The sequence below is a fragment of the Marinifilum sp. RC60d5 genome (genome assembly GCF_052400665.1).
In the GTDB taxonomy this organism is placed as follows: Bacteria; Bacteroidota; Bacteroidia; order Bacteroidales; family Marinifilaceae; genus JBQTGK01.
Genome location: NZ_JBQTGK010000001.1, coordinates 206,537 through 222,911, shown reverse-complemented (window position 1 = coordinate 222,911; position 16,375 = coordinate 206,537). Strand labels below are relative to the sequence as shown.

General features: G+C 32.5%; 11 protein-coding genes. 10 read left to right on the top strand and 1 reads right to left on the bottom strand.

Annotation, left to right across the window (positions count from 1 at the left end):
• The first annotated feature begins 73 nt into the window (after positions 1–73).
• From ACT3CE_RS00870 to ACT3CE_RS00830, 9 genes are all read left to right on the top strand, one after another.
• Positions 74–2,191 (top strand): S9 family peptidase, encoded by a 2,118-nt coding sequence (locus ACT3CE_RS00870; RefSeq protein ID WP_444707877.1) that lies wholly within the window; start codon positions 74–76, stop codon positions 2,189–2,191.
• Positions 2,192–2,275: 84 nt separating this feature from the next.
• Entirely contained in the window at positions 2,276–3,043 is a 768-nt protein-coding gene (locus tag ACT3CE_RS00865) for a LytR/AlgR family response regulator transcription factor (RefSeq protein WP_444707876.1), read from the top strand.
• Between the two features lie 413 nt (positions 3,044–3,456).
• Entirely contained in the window at positions 3,457–4,881 is a 1,425-nt protein-coding gene (locus ACT3CE_RS00860; protein WP_444707875.1) for a hypothetical protein, read from the top strand.
• Between the two features lie 68 nt (positions 4,882–4,949).
• Positions 4,950–5,825 carry a BT1926 family outer membrane beta-barrel protein gene (locus ACT3CE_RS00855; RefSeq protein ID WP_444707874.1) on the top strand — a complete coding sequence of 292 codons (876 nt, stop codon included), beginning with the start codon at positions 4,950–4,952 and terminating at the stop codon, positions 5,823–5,825.
• Between the two features lie 72 nt (positions 5,826–5,897).
• Complete coding sequence (locus tag ACT3CE_RS00850; protein ID WP_444707873.1) at positions 5,898–6,689, top strand: LytR/AlgR family response regulator transcription factor; 792 nt, start codon at positions 5,898–5,900, stop codon at positions 6,687–6,689.
• Between the two features lie 152 nt (positions 6,690–6,841).
• Positions 6,842–9,394 carry a hypothetical protein gene (locus tag ACT3CE_RS00845; protein ID WP_444707872.1) on the top strand — a complete coding sequence of 851 codons (2,553 nt, stop codon included), beginning with the start codon at positions 6,842–6,844 and terminating at the stop codon, positions 9,392–9,394.
• Between the two features lie 240 nt (positions 9,395–9,634).
• Positions 9,635–12,850 (top strand): hypothetical protein, encoded by a 3,216-nt coding sequence (locus tag ACT3CE_RS00840; RefSeq protein WP_444707871.1) that lies wholly within the window; start codon positions 9,635–9,637, stop codon positions 12,848–12,850.
• A 34-nt stretch (positions 12,851–12,884) separates the two neighbouring features.
• Positions 12,885–14,117 carry a nucleoside recognition domain-containing protein gene (locus ACT3CE_RS00835; RefSeq protein ID WP_444707870.1) on the top strand — a complete coding sequence of 411 codons (1,233 nt, stop codon included), beginning with the start codon at positions 12,885–12,887 and terminating at the stop codon, positions 14,115–14,117.
• Between the two features lie 42 nt (positions 14,118–14,159).
• On the top strand, positions 14,160–14,366 hold the full coding sequence (locus ACT3CE_RS00830) for an RNA-binding S4 domain-containing protein (protein WP_444707869.1): 207 nt from the start codon (positions 14,160–14,162) through the stop codon (positions 14,364–14,366).
• 93 nt (positions 14,367–14,459) lie between these two features.
• Here the strand turns inward: ACT3CE_RS00830 and ACT3CE_RS00825 are convergent, their stop codons facing one another.
• Positions 14,460–14,843 carry an SRPBCC domain-containing protein gene (locus tag ACT3CE_RS00825; RefSeq protein WP_444707868.1) on the bottom strand — a complete coding sequence of 128 codons (384 nt, stop codon included), beginning with the start codon at positions 14,841–14,843 and terminating at the stop codon, positions 14,460–14,462.
• A gap of 224 nt (positions 14,844–15,067) precedes the next feature.
• Here ACT3CE_RS00825 and ACT3CE_RS00820 point away from each other — a divergent pair, with 224 nt between their 5' ends.
• On the top strand, positions 15,068–16,372 hold the full coding sequence (locus tag ACT3CE_RS00820) for a dihydrolipoamide acetyltransferase family protein (protein WP_444707867.1): 1,305 nt from the start codon (positions 15,068–15,070) through the stop codon (positions 16,370–16,372).
• Positions 16,373–16,375: the final 3 nt, after the last annotated feature.

Below are 16,375 nucleotides of genomic sequence, written 5' to 3'. Positions count from 1 at the left end.
GCTCATTAGAACCATTTTATCGAAGATTTATTTTCTGATATGAACTAAATACTTTTTAAAAATTTAACTAAACATGAACACTAAATCTATTTTAAGTATTGCTGTCCTTTGTTTAATGGCAGTTGCTTGTACTCAAAAAGCTACTATGCCTAAGGCTCCGGTTGCAAAAAAAATTCCTAAAGAACTTACGATTCATAACGATACCAGAATCGATAATTATTATTGGTTAAATCAGCGTGAAGATTCTGCAGTAATTAATTATCTAACTGCCGAAAATGAATATACCGATGCAATAATGCAGCATACCGAGGATTTTCAAACCAAATTGTTTGATGAAATGGTGGCTCGTATAAAAAAAACAGATGAATCGGTACCTGTAAAGTTAAATGGATTCTATTATTATAGCAGAACAGAAGGTGATGCAGAATATCCTTTTTATTGTCGGAAAAAAGAAAGTTTGAAAGCCGATGAGCAGATCATGCTAAATGTTCCAAAAATGGCTAAGGGATATAGTTATTTTAGTATCGGAAATTATTCGGTTTGTGAGAATAATAAAATTTTAGCTTACTCAGAAGATACCTTAAGCCGCAGAAAATATACAATTAAGTTTAAAAGTTTGATTGATAATAAAGTATATTCTGATGAAATTGGAAATACCACAGGAGGAATTACCTGGGCGAACGATAACAAAACAATTTTTTATACAGTAAAGCACCCAGAAACCCTATTACCCTATAGAGTTTATAAGCACGTACTAGGAACTTCGGCCGATAAAGATGAATTGGTTTACGAGGAAAAGGATAATACATTTTATACTTTCTGTTATAAAACCAAATCAAAAAAATATATCATGATAGGAGTAAGTAGCACTGTTTCTACCGAATATAGATATATTGATGCAAGTAAGCCTAATAGTAAATTCAAGGTATTTCAGGCAAGAGAAAGAGATTTAGAATATGAAATAGATCATTTTAAAGATCATTTTTATATTCGAACAAATTATTTGGCCAAGAATTTCAGGTTAATGAAAACACCAGTTAATAAAACAGATAAGAATAATTGGGTAGAAATGATTCCAAATCGAGAGGATGTATTTTTGAGTAATTTTGAGATTTTTCAGAATTATTTAGTAGTTGGAGAAAGAAAAAATGGATTAAATCAACTGCGAATAAGAAATTGGAAGACCGATGAAGAACACTATTTAGATTTTGGTGAAGAAACTTATGATGCGTGGATTTCAGCAAATCCTGAATTTGAGACAAATATTCTTCGTTATGGATATACTTCATTAACCACTCCTTCCTCTACTATCGATTATGATATGATAAGCAAAGAGAAAACTCTTTTGAAACAACAGGAAGTTTTGGGCGATTTTAATAAAGAGAATTATGAATCGAAGCGTTTGTGGGCAATTGCTAAGGATGGAACAAAAGTGCCAATTTCATTGGTTTATCGTAAGGATAAGTTTAAAAAAGGTACAAATCCACTTTGGTTGTCGGCCTATGGTTCTTATGGTTCAAATTCTGATGTGTATTTTAGTTCTGTTCGTTTAAGTTTGCTGGACCGAGGGTTTGTTGTAGCGACTGCACATGTTCGTGGAGGACAGGAAATGGGACGATATTGGTATGAGGATGGAAAGCTTTTAAAAAAGAAAAATACATTTACTGATTTTAATAGTTGTGCTGAATATTTAATAACCGAAGGATATGCTTCTAAAGATAAGGTGTTCGCATGGGGTGGAAGTGCAGGAGGTTTATTAATGGGCGCAATTGTTAATATGAAGCCCGAGCTTTATAAAGGGGTAATTGCTGCTGTTCCTTTTGTTGATGTTGTCACTACAATGTTAGATGAATCAATCCCTTTAACAACTGGTGAATTTGATGAATGGGGAAATCCGAAAAATAAGGAATACTACGATTATATGCTGTCCTACTCTCCTTACGATAATGTAAAAGCTCAGGATTATCCGGCATTGCTCGTAACAACCGGTTTGCACGACTCTCAGGTTCAGTATTGGGAACCGGCAAAATGGGTCGCAAAATTACGAGACATGAAAACAGATCATAATCGCTTACTGTTAAAAACCAATATGGACTTTGGTCATGGCGGAGCTTCCGGAAGATTTGAGCGTTTGCACGAAGTTGCATTAGAATATGCGTTTGTAATGGATCTTGTAGGAATAAATGAATAATAAATAATTGAATGTTCAATTTAAGCACCCAATTGGGTGCTTTTTTTGTATCTTTAAATCCAGAATATAAAGGCTACTACAAATATGATTCGAACTTTAATAGTTGATGACGAAATTAAAAGTCAAACAACTCTCAATAAACTAATAAGCAAGTATTGTCCAGAGGTAGAGGTAATTGGATTTGCTAATAACGTAAAAACAGCTATAGAGGCTATTAATAAATTAACACCCGATTTGGTATTTCTAGATATTTCTATGCCCGATGGAGATGGTTTTGACGTTTTAAAAGGTGTCAAAAATCGTAATTTTGAACTTATTTTTACAACCGCATTTAATGATTATGCAATTAAGGCTTTTCAGTATTCGGCGCTACATTATTTATTAAAGCCTATTAACTATCTGGAACTTCAGGATGCTGTAAATAGGTATCAGGAAAATTCAAAAGATATAGATTTAAATGAGAAAATTAGAGTGCTTTATGATAGCTTAAATAATCAATATCAAAAAATTATTTTACCTACTTTAAATGGTCTTAGGGTAATCGAATTAAATCAAATTATTCGTTGTGAAGCGGATGGTAGTTATACTAATTTTCACTTAGAAGATGATTCGGTAATAATGGTTTCAAGAGTTTTATCAAGTTTTGAAGAATTATTGCCTCCTAATTTGTTCAGTAGGGTACATAGTAAGCATTTGGTAAATTTAAATTATATCAGCCAATATATTAAAGGTAGAGGGGGACGTATTGTCTTATTAAATGATAAGGAAGTTGAAGTTTCGGAAAGTAGAAAGAAAGATTTTTTAAAAAAATTAAAGGAATTAGCTCATTCTTTAGCAAATGGAAAAAGGTAAGAGCTGTTTTATATATCATAAGAAGGGAAGCGTTAGCGCTTCTTTTTTTTGTGTTTAACAAATCTATTGATTAAATGAGGGGTGTATGATACTTTATATATAAATATAAATTGTACTTTTAGCCTTAATTTATAGTTGTTAATTTTTTTTGTTGATTGATATATAGTTATTTGTGTTATTTATTCTTCTAAAATATAAATACATTTAAGTCTTTATTTTTAGAGATTACGCAGTTAACTAAATAAATTACGCAGTTATTGTTTTATATTACTCATCTACATAATATAGGTTGTCTACAGAAGTAAGAGAGTGTATATTCGCATCGAATCAAATGTAATAGAGGCGATCCTAATTGCCTTTATTCATGTAGATTCTTTATTTATCTAGATTTTTAATGTAAAATTTAAATTACCATGAAGTTAAAATTTTTATCTCTAGGATTGTTAGCATTAAGTATTGTTGCTTGTGATTCTTACGAAGAATCAGAATCAGTTGCAGCAATGAGAAATGCAAGAACTGAGTATGTTGTTGCACAAACAGCTTATAAAAATGCACAAGCTGCATATCAAGAAGCACAAACAGCAGGACAATTGGTGGCAAATGCTTATGCAGAAGCTAGAAATGCTAAGCAAATTGAAGAATTGGAATTGCAATTAGAAGAGGCTAGACTTGCTCTTGAAGAAGCAAAAGCTGAGTTTGAATATGAAATTGCACAGCAAAAACAGAATATGTTAAATTTAGAGGATAACATATTGACAAGTGCTTATGCTGATTATACAACAGCTTATGATGATTGGAATACTACATCAGATAATTTGTTGACAGCACAGAATGATTTGGTAAGTGCAAATATGGCTTTGGCTAGTGCAAATATGGCTGATGTAAATTTTGTAGCTACAGAAACTGCTGCTAAAAATTTGCTTGTAACTACTCAAACTAGCGAATTAGCTGATTTGAATGCTCAACTAGAAGCTTATGAAGCATTGCAGGCATCTAACGAATGGACTACTGTTGCTGAGCAAGTAGCTGCAAAAAAACTAGAAAAAGCAGAATTGAAAGCTGAGAATGATAACCTTATGGCAAGTCTTGGTCGTGCATCTGTAAAAGTTAATACTGCTTATGAATCACTAGAACAATGGATTGAAGATTATGATCTAGTAGGTAATGTTTCAATTGATTCAGATAAAGGAATCATCGAAATGGCTGCTGCATTTAATGCTCATAGAGATGCTTTGGTTAATGATACAATTGCTCCAGCTGCTGACTTGGAAGCTGCAGAAGCAAATTTAGAAGCTGTAGAGACTACTGATGGTAGTTATAATGTTATTAAAGAAGCTTATGATAATGCATTAGTAGTATACAATGAGGCAATAGCAGAGCTTAATGCATATAATTATACTATTGCAAGTGCAGTACTAAGATCTTTAAATTCTGTTTATGTTGCTGCGCTTAATTCTATGGAACCTATAAGCGATGACTTAGCTATAAATAGCGCTAAATTAGACGTACTATCTGCTGATATTGATAAGCTTGAAGCATTGCAATTTGTTATCGATACTGATGTTACAGAAGGTACTGTAGATGCTTCTGAGAAGTTGGCTGATTTGATTGATGATACAAAAAGTGATATTCTTGTTGTAGAAAAAGCTATTGTAGATGCTAATGACGTGCTTACAAATTTAGAAGCAGGTAATTATACTCAAGCTGATGCTGTTAGAGATGCAGAACTTGCTATCGAAATATTGGAAACAAAAATATCTAAGCTTACTGCAGAACTTGCGGTTGCTAAAACAAAATTAGATACTGCAGAAGCAGCATATCAAGCATTATTAAACTAGAAGTGAAAATATAGAGTCTTCTCTTTATGAGGAGACTCTTTTGAAATCAAATTCAAAAACAAAGAGTTATGTATAGAAAAATTATTTCTTTGATTTCCCTATCACTTTTGTGTGGCTCAGCTATTTTTGCGCAAACTAATTCGGTAGATGAAGGTTTGAGTTTTGTACCAAAAAAAGGCAATTTTACCGCATCTTTGGTATTGGGCAACAATAATGTTACTGCAATCAATTCTAATGTTTTGCCAAACCATTCACTCTATTATAGTAGTAGGGAATCTGTTGTAAATAGGTTGGGAGCTGATGATACTTTTTCAGTGAAGGAAGCAGCTTCAATTACGAATATGGCTGGTATTTCGTTAAATTATTTTTTGACAGATAAAATTTCCTTAAGCTTGTTTGGATCTTATGGTTCACGTTCAGTGGCAGGAGAAGATGCTTATTCAGGAGTGAAAGCATTAATAGATACAGACGGTCATTCTATTAGTGGAACTGAGATACCTGCAATACAGGGAAGTCCAGAAACAGATAATTATAAACTTTATATTTCTGCAGGTGCGGATTATCATTTTAAATTCGAGCAGGATGCTAAAGCATTAAAAAATGTTGATTTTTATTTAGGAGTCCGTGTTAACTATGCGTATGAACGTTTAGAAAAAACTCAGACTTCATGGTTGACTAGTGGAGAAGAGGGATACTTGGTTGAATCAGGTGATGCTGGAACCGCAACTGCCGAAGCTTTAGGGCTTGGTGGAGCTATTGTTGCCGGTGTTGATTATTATTTTTCGAATGCTATATACATGGGATTAGAAGTGAATGCCTTTAACTTCATGTATCAACATACCGAGATTGTAATCGCACCAGGGGTTCAGGGAGCAGATCAAAGTACTACATCGATGAATGCTTTCTCTTATCCTAAATTTAAAATAGGATTTAAGATATTTTAGTAGTAGTAGTGTATTTACTAATTTATTAAAACTTCCCAGCCTTATACTATAAGGTTGGGAAAATTTTTGGTTATGGAAATTAGGAATAAAATTTCAATTCTTATTTTTGATCGTAATAAAACTAATATTGAAATCATTGCTGAAATTCTTGCACAAGAATGCGATGATGTAAATGTTGTTGGTGGCGATACGCAACTGGAACGTATAGAGGATCTTGTGATTGCGCATTCGCCTGACCTTGTATTTATGGATGCAAGTATGCTTATGGGGGCTGATTTACCATTTCTTAAGCATGGTTTTAGAAATTTCGAAATCGTTTTTATTGCCGAAGATTCAGAATTTGCAATTGAAGCATTTAAATATTCAGCCTTATATTGTATCAGTAAACCGTTTGTGCAATCGCAGTTTGTAAATGCAGTCAATCGTTTTAAAATTAAGCGGTCAAGTTATTCTGTTAAACAATTAGAAAATTTATTTGAAAAGCAAAATCTGGATTCTACTCGTATAATGTTACCCGATGTGTTTGGTTTCAGATTAGTTAATACCAATGATATAATAAGATGTGAGGCACATAGTTGTTATACAAATTTTCATATGGTAGATGACGAACGAATTGTTGTATCGAAACCTATGTCAAGCTTTATACATCTTCTTCCCAAACAAACGTTTTGTAGGGTTCATAACAAGCATTTAGTTAATTTAAATTATGTTAATAAATACATAAAAGGACGAGGTGGTATAATTATTCTAAATGATGGAAGTTCTGTAGATGTATCTGAAAGGAAGAAAAAAGAGTTTTTAGAACATTTAAAAAGTATTGCATATTCTTTTTCCAAAGAGAATGATAGTGTAATTATGAAATAGTATTGGGTTTTTTTCATTACGCAGTTATTGGATGAAACTACACAGATACTAACTTATTTCCCCCATTGATAAATTTTAGGTTGATTTGATTGTTTTTCTTATCTATTTTGGTCGTTGAGATCAAATAATCTTGATTTTATCAAATAATAAGTATGATTGAACGCATTAAAGAGGAAATTCTTCAGAAGTTTGGAAGGGAGCTCGTTTATACGAAAGATTGTAAAATTTTGGCAGATACAATTTGTCAGGAAACAGGAAGCCGAATAAGTACTACAACAATTCGAAGACTTTATGGATTTTTAAAATCGACAACGGTACCTGGAAAATATACTTTAAATATTTTAGCCGGTTTTGTTGGATTTAAAGATTGGATGCAATATTGTAAGTATAAGCAGAAACAACCAAGATCTACTGCCATATCTAAAGAAAATTGGATTGATTTTCATAACAAAGCCCTCTCTTTTAGTAAAGAAACTTATAAGATGATTGCCGGTCAGTCGGGAATACCTTTTAATGCCGTTGTAAGCAGAAAGGATGCCGAGAATCGAATCGATCGGTTTTTAAACTCTTCTAATTCTGCACTCAGTTTTATCGCTCCCGGAGGATTTGGAAAATCTAGTATGCTAGCCAAGTGGTTCGAAAATAATTGGATAAAAAAGCAAAGTAATGATGCGATATTATTTTTGAATGCATCCTTAATGATTAATTTCTTAAATGTCGATTTTAAGTTAGATACCTGGATACAGGAGAAATTAGGCTTGGATAATCAAGATGCACTTAAATTTTATTTGGAGCATTCCGAAGAGTGTGAAAGTAGAATAATTTTTGTTATTGATGCATTAGATGAAATTACCTACGATAATTTAAAATTAGAACGACTTTTTATTCAAATTAATCAGTTTATTTTAAATTATAAAGATTCCAGTAAATTTAAACTGATTATTACATCCCGGAATTCAACCTGGGGAAAATTTGCTATGCCTTTTGTTATGAAAGGCAACGAGTTAAAAGACTGTTGGTACGATTTGTATGATAATTTAGAAGAAATTAGCGAGGCTAACCTTTACACTCTAAAGCAAGATGAAATACAGTTCGTGCTTAATAATACGATAAATTGTCAATATAAATCTATACTTAAAGTTGAAGAATTGGCATATCCTCATAAAAGGGTGATATCAAATCCATTTTTTTTAGAGCTGTTTGTTAAACTTTATTCTCCTAACCGAACTTATAAATTAAGTGAGGGAGGAGAATTAATGAAAGAATACATAAAAAATAAGATTTTCTATTCGCGTTTCTCGGAAGAAAAAGTAGATATTCTTAACGGAATATTAGATTTAATCGAACACGGAATAAATGGTACAGCTGCAAAAAAATGGGCTTTAAGAGAACTATTTCCAATACATTTAAAAACTGCAGGGAACTATTATAATGCTTATCAGGAGTTAGTATCCTACGGAATAATTTCGGAATACACTTCAACAAACGAATTCAATAGTTATTGTAAGTATGTAAAAATTACCAATGAAATGCTATTCGAGGCTTTAATTACGACTAGCCTTATTGAGGAAAATAAAGGAGTTGATTTTGAGCTGGTTAAAAAAGTAGATCAAAGATATCAGGGGTATGAGTTAAAAAATCGCTTGATATCATCTTTAATCTCATCTGAATTATTTAATAAAAAATATTTAAGTCTTGATAATATTTTACTTTTAAGTGAGGATACTCTCTCAGATCCTTATGTGCTCGAAACGATATTAAAATCAGCTATTCATACAGATCAATTTAAGTTCGATTTTATTGGAGAAAAAGCCCTAAATAAACAAGTTAATAGATTGTTATCTAAGGCTTTCGAAGAAAAGCTTTCGCTAAATGTTAATGATAAATATTTATTAGATATTGTAGCGGGAAATGCTATCAGTAAGAGTTTGAAAATAAAATCAATAGGTTTGCTTTTGACTTCTGCAATTTTTTCGTTTGATGTGAAAAATGCAAAAAAATATTTACAGGAATTATTAACAGAGGAAGCAGATACATCCTGTTCCGGATCTGCAATTGCCATAAGGTTAGCTAGTATTGCTATGTATCGTTATTTTATAGATAACGAAGAAACTTGTGTTGAGTTGTTAAGGCTTTTTTATTATAGAGAAATGGCTTTTGTTAATTACGATGAAAATAGAAGTGGTACCGATGGTGAGTTTGAATTAATAATGTGTATGGCTTTAATTTATATAAAATCATATCATAAAGTTATTCAGCTTATTGATGATACAGAGCATTTGTATTATAAAGATAGAAGAAAGCGAAACTCTAATAATTATAAACTATTACAATGTTATAAAATATTTGCTCAGAAAGCTTTAGGTTTAGAAATCGATAAGCCTAAAATAGATTATTTGTTAACTAATTTGCAAATTGTAAAATCTTCAAATAATTATTATTTGCAGATTTACTATTATTCATTTTTAAGCAGTTGTTCCTTAGCAGGAAATCACTACTTAAAAGTAGAGGAATATTTTAATAAGGCAATTGAGATAAGCGAATATGCAAATTATCATTTGTGTACTACTGGATTGCACAGGAAAATGGCCAATTATTATAACACCATTAATCAGAAAGTAAAAGAAGATATCTGCTTATCCGAAGAACGTAGAATTTTAAAAAATCATCCTTCGGATTATGCTTTAGATGCTTTATCAGTATAATAACCTATTAATTTTCACGCTAAATAAAGCTGTTTGCATTTGCAAGCAGCTTTATTTTGTTTATATGTTTTGTTTCCGTTTCAAAATTTTAACTTTACACTCACAGGCAATTAAAAATTAGTATTGTTTTGTGATTTTTTATATGATTACCAGGTAATAAAATTAGAGTATTTAGCGTTTTTATGCCTAAGTAATATATATTACTTAACTTCCGTTGTCCCTAAACAAAGAACAGGAAATATGAATAGTATTCGATATAATTATACTTCGATTTTTAAATTTATATTATTATTTAGCTTAATTATTGGAGGGCTATTTGCTTCGGCTCAAGAAAAATATTCTATAACAGGTAAGGTTATAATAGAGCATGGAACTATTGAAAATACAATTATAAGCCTATTTAAAAATGCCGAAAAACAGGGAAGTAAAGTCGTTGAAAGCACTGGTAAATTTAGTTATGAGTTAGATTTTGGAAATGATTATATTTTTGAATTTTCAAAAGAGGGTTTTGTCACAAAAAAAGTGAGCATATCTACATTTGTACCAGATGAAGTCTTAAGTAGAGATAGTCAATTTCCTCCCTTTAAATTCAAAATTTCTCTATTTCCAGCATATAAAGGTTTAGACTTATCCATATTTGATCAGCCAATGGGGATAATTATGTACGATAAGGAGCTGGATGATTTTGATTATGATCGCGATTATGATTCTCAAATTAGAGATGCAATACGCAAAGCTGAGGAGGAAGCTAGAAAGCGTGCTGAAGAGCTTCAAGCTCAGCGATTGGCAAGAGAGAAAGCATATAAAGAGGCAATTCAAAAGGGAGATATTAATTTTCGGGCTAAAAAATATGAGGAATCTAAATTGGCCTATAATGAGGGGTTAGTAATAAAACCAGATGAAGAATATCCGAAATCTCAGATTGCAAAAATTGATGAGTTACTAATTGGAATGCAAGCAGAATTAGAGGAAGCAGCGCGTTTGGCTGCCGAGCAAAAAGCTATCGACGAAAAATATGCAGCTATTATTGCTTTAGCCGATTCCCAATTCGAAGCCGGAGATTATAATACATCGAAAACTAGTTATACCGATGCTTTAAGTATCAAAGAAGGGGAGCCCTATCCGAAAAAACAAATTACAAAAATTGATAAATTATTGGCCGATCAGCAAAAACAAGCCGAAGAAGAAGCTCGTTTAGCTGCCGAGCAAAAAGCTTTGAATGAGAAGTATGATGCATTAATTGCTCAGGCCGATGCACAATTTGGAGTAGCTGATTATAATGCATCTAAATCAAATTATGCCGATGCTTTAAAACTAAAAGTCAATGAAGTTTATCCGAAATCTCAAATTGAAAAAATTGATGCTTTATTAGCGGAACAGCAAAAACAAGCCGAAGAAGCAGCAAGTTTGGTAGCTGAGCAAAAAGCAATAGATCAGCGATACAATGCACTAATTGCTGAGGCCGATGTACAATTTGGAGCAGCTGATTATAGTGACTCTAAATCAAATTATGCCGGTGCTTTAGAATTAAAAGCCAATGAAGTTTACCCTAAAACTCAAATTGAAAAGATTAATGTTTTATTGGCAGAACAAGAAAAACAAGCCGAAGAAGCAGCGCGAATAGCTGCTGAGCAAAAAGCTTTGAATGAGAAGTATGCAGCCTTAATTGCTAAGGCTGATGCGCAGTTCGAATTGTCCGATTTTGATGCGTCTAAATTGAATTATACCGATGCTTTAAAGCTGAAAGCTAATGAAGTTTATCCTAAAACTCAAATTGAAAAGATTGATGTTTTATTGGCCCAACAGCAAAAACAGGCAGAAGAAACAGCGCGATTAGCTGCTGAGCAAAAAGTTTTGGATCAAAAGTATGATGCACTAATTAGTAAAGCCGATTCACAATTTGAAGCAGCAGATTATAGCACATCTAAATTAAGTTATACCGATGCTTTAAAACTAAAATCTAATGAAGTTTATCCTAAAACTCAAATTGAAAAGATTGATGATTTACTGTTGCAATTAGAATTGGAAGCCAAAGAAAAGGCCAAATTACTGGCCCAACAGCAAAAACAGGCAGAAGAAGCAGCGCGATTAGCAGCCGAGCAAAAAGTCTTGGATCAAAAGTATGATGCACTAATTAGTAAGGCCGATTCACAATTTGAAGCTGCCGATTATAGCACATCTAAATTAAGTTATGCCGATGCTTTAAAACTAAAATCTAATGAAGTTTATCCTAAAACTCAAATTGAAAAGATTGATGATTTACTGTTGCAGTTAGAATTGGAAGCCAAAGAAAAGGCCAAATTATTAGCTCAACAGAAATTGAATGATGCTAAATACAATTCATTAATTCAAACTGCCGATAAATATTTTAATAACGAGAGATGGCAGTCTGCGGCAAAAGATTACAAAGAAGCATTACAATTAAAGTCGGAAGAAGTTTATCCGAAAAATAAGCTGGAAGAAATTAATATAATTTTGGCTGAAATAGAGCGCAAGAATAAGGAAAAAGAAACTTTAAAATATAAATATGCCGAGTTTATAAAAGAGGCAGATGAAAGACTGGAAAATAAAGAATACTCCTTGTCTGTTTTAAAATATCAGGAAGCTTTAAAATTAAAACCCAAAGAATCTTATCCGAAAAATCAGATCAAAAGAATTGAGGTTTTAATGGAAAGAGAAGCACTTGCTGAGAAAAAGAAAAAAGAATTAAATCAGAAATATGACAAGGAGATTGAATTAGCTGATGGATTTTTTAGCGAGGAGAAATATAGTGTGTCCAGATATCATTATAAAGCAGCTCTTAAGATTAAACAAGAAGCTGAATATCCAAAAGAACAGTTGGCCGAAATTGTAGATCGATTAAAAGCATTGAAATTATCCGAGCAAGTGGCTATAGAGGATAATCCTACAAATTTTGAAAATAAACTTTCCATAAAAAGAGAGCGGGAATATGCTAATTTTATTGAAAAAGGAGACGAATCGATAAAAAAATCAGAATATACGGTTGCTAAGGTAATGTTCGAGAGAGCTCTGAATTTATTCGATCGCGAATATCCTAAAAATAAGGTTAAAGAGATTGAAAAATTAATTCGGGAAGGTAAAGATTCTGTTCTTACAAAAGAATATCGCCGACTAATTGCTCTTGCCGATAAAGAGTTGGTTGATAAACAATATTCGGTTGCCAGATTCTATTACAAAAAAGCAATTCAATTAAATTCATCCGAGAAATATCCAAAATCACAATTGCTTAAAATTGATGAATTGGTAAATTATCAGAAGAATCAGAAAATTGATAATGAGTATAAGGAACAAATTCACAAAGCGGATAATGCATTTAATAAAGGTAGTTTAACAATAGCTAAGTTTTATTATAAAAAAGCTTTGAGCTTAAAACCAAATGAAACTTATCCTAAAGAAAAGTTGAAAATGATTCGATCAAAACAAAGCAAAAAGTAATTTTGCATCACATTCTCTATTAAAAATACACTTTATGGCATTAAATTACCTTTGGATATTCTTTTTTGTTGTTGCCTTCGTAGTTGGTTTAATTAAACTGATTTTTTGGGGAGATATGGGAGTATTTCCCGATATGGTAAACGCAACTTTCGATATGGCCAAAACAGGTTTTGATATTTCTCTTGGATTAACAGGAGTATTAACGCTTTGGTTGGGAATTATGAAAATTGGCGAAAGAGGGGGAATTATTAAAGTATTTTCTCGTTTAATTGGGCCTTTTTTTAACAAGCTATTTCCCGAAATCCCTAAAGGACACGATGCACATGGTTCAATCATGATGAATTTGGCAGCTAATATGCTTGGTTTGGATAATGCAGCAACGCCCTTAGGCTTAAAAGCTATGAATCAAATGCAAGAGGTCAACCCACAAAAAGATGTTGCCTCTAACGCGCAAATTATGTTTTTGGTTTTAAATACCTCAGGCTTAACAATTATTCCAATCTCTATTATGGTTTATCGTGCTCAATTGGGAGCTGTAAATCCATCAGATATATTTATTCCTATACTATTGGCTACCTATTTTTCTACCATTGCTGGATTAATAAGTGTTGCCATCATGCAGAAAATAAAACTTTGGGATAAGGTGGTTCTTGCTTATTTGGGAGGATTAACAGCTTTTATTATTGCTGTTATTGCCTATTTCTCATCTTTAGAAAAGGAACAAATAACCGCAGTTTCCACAGTAGTAAGTAATGTGTTTTTGTTTTCTATTATAATCGCATTTATTCTTTTGGCAGTTCGGAAAAAAGTAAATGTATACGAAAGCTTTATAGATGGTGCAAAAGAAGGTTTTACCATAGCAATTAAAATTATTCCGTATTTAGTGGCAATATTGGTTGCCATTGGGGTATTTAGAGCATCAGGAACAATGGATCTGATGATAGATGGCGCACGTTGGATTTGTTTGGCTTTAGGTGTAAATCCTGATTTTGTGGAAGCACTTCCTACTGCGATGATGAAACCTTTGAGTGGTAGTGGTGCCAGAGGAATGATGGTGGATGCAATGCAGACTCATGGAGCAGATAGTTTTGTAGGAAAATTATCATCGACATTACAAGGAGCTACTGATACCACTTTTTATATTATTGCAGTTTATTTTGGTTCAGTAGGAATTAAAAATACAAGATATGCTGTTACCTGTGGTTTAATTGCCGATTTTGCAGGAATAATTGCAGCCATAGCAATTGCTTATCTTTTCTTTCATTAAATAAGGATTTGACTTACCTTTGCTCCCCTTAAAAATATGGATATGATAAAGTTTAAAATTGAAACAGAATATATAGAGTTGATTAAATTGATAAAAGCTACTCATATTAGTGAAAGCGGAGCGCAGGCGAAAATTTTTGTCGAGGATGGTATTGTAATTCGAAATGGAGAAATTGAAACCAGAAAAAGAGCTAAAATTCGTCCTGGAGATAAAATAGAAATTTTCGATGAGATAATTATTGTAGAATAATTCATCCTGAAAAATTAAAAAAGCGCAAGTACTTTATTGTATTTGCGCTTTTTTAGTAATAAAAATCTATTATATTATTATAGTAATATCGATCTAATAAAACTCTAAAAAGTTCTTTATCGATGCTAAGTAATACTCTTCCCAACCTTCAACAATTTCCTCATAAGCATCATCAGGAATGTTAGTATGATTTAATTCAATTCTAGTATCTTTTCCTGATTTTTTAAGAAGAATAGTTACAATAGAAGGATGTTCTGTTTCACCAAAGAACCATTCTTGTACCAATTTATAATCTTTAACAATTTCAAGATTACATCCGGTAATATCTCCTTCCCATAAAGAAAATATTGTGCCAACTTTGTCGTCCATTTTTGCAGGATAGCCTGTCCATAGCTCAATTTGGAACGAATTGGTAAAAGCATTAAAAACTTCTTCCTGGCTTGCGCCGATATTATAATTACAATTAAATTCTTTCATAGTAGTAAGTAGGATTAGCAGCTCCAAAATTAGTTCGAATTATTTAAAAAACGATCATTTTTTGTAAAGGAAATATGATTCTAGATTAGAAAAAATCAACAATTAAATAATTGTAATCTAGAGATTACAAAATATTTAGTTTTAAATCAGTCTAAATAAGAATAATTTTTTATATTTGTATCGATACATTTAGATAAGAGTATAAATATTAAACCATAAGATATATGTCTAGCTTTGAAATCATAATGCCTAAATTAGGTGAAAGTGTACAAGAGGCTACTATCACGAAAATGCTCGTGAAGTTGAATGATCAAGTAGAAGAAGATGATATGCTTTTTGAAATTGCTACTGATAAAGTGGATTCTGAAATCCCTTGCCCAGTCGATGGAAAAGTAATTGAAATTCGATTTAATGAAGGTGATGTTGTTCCCGTTGGCGAGGTTGTTGCATTAATAGCTTTGGGCGATGTTGATGATATTGACGAACCTATAGCAGAATCTACAAATGATTTTGCTGCAGAAAGTTCTACTCAAGAATCGGTAGAAAGTGTTAGCACATCCGATATTCAGTCAACTTCGGGTCGTTTTTATTCTCCTTTAGTAAAAAGTATTGCAGCTAGTGAAAATATTTCCGTTCAGGAATTAGAATCAATTAGTGGAAATGGAATCGATGGAAGAGTTCAGAAACAAGATGTTCTTAACTTTCTTGCTCAGCGCAATGCTTCTACAGTTTCTGCACCTGCTAAAGAAATAGCAGTAAGTTCTGAGCCAGCACCAACTCCTGTTGCAGAAAAACCAAAGGTGTCCATGTCAATTGGTGCACAAGATCAAATTGTGGAAATGGATCGCATGAGAAGAATTATTGCCGATCACATGGTAATGTCAAAACAAACGTCTCCACACGTAACCGCAATGGTCGAAGCCGATGTTACCGATATGGTAAATTGGAGAAATAAAGTAAAAGATGCTTTCCTGAAACGAGAAGGAACAAAAATTACCTTTATGCCTCTTATTATCGAAGCCGTTTCGAAGGCATTACGTGAATTTCCAGGAGTAAATGCTTCTGTTGATGGGTACAATGTTATTCTTCGAAAAAACATCAATATTGGTGTTGCTGTGGCTCTTCCAAGTGGAAATTTAATTGTTCCTGTAATAAAGAATTCTGATCAGAAAAATTTAATTGGTTTGGCAAGTGATATGAATCGTTTGGCAACTGATGCACGAAATAATAAATTGGGTCCTGATGATATCTCGGGAGGTACATTTACGATTTCCAATTTCGGATCTTTTAAAAATGTAATGGGAACACCAATTATCAATCAACCACAAGTGGCAATTTTAGCGGTAGGTACCATTGAAAAGAAACCTGCAGTAGTTGAAACTCCAGCTGGAGATGCAATTGTTGTTCGCCAGAAAATGTTTCTTTCCCTTTCCTATGATCATAGAGTTGTCGATGGAGCTTTAGGTGGAGCATTCTTAAGAAAAATTGCAGATTATTTGGAAGATTTTGATAGTAACCGAGCATTTTAAATC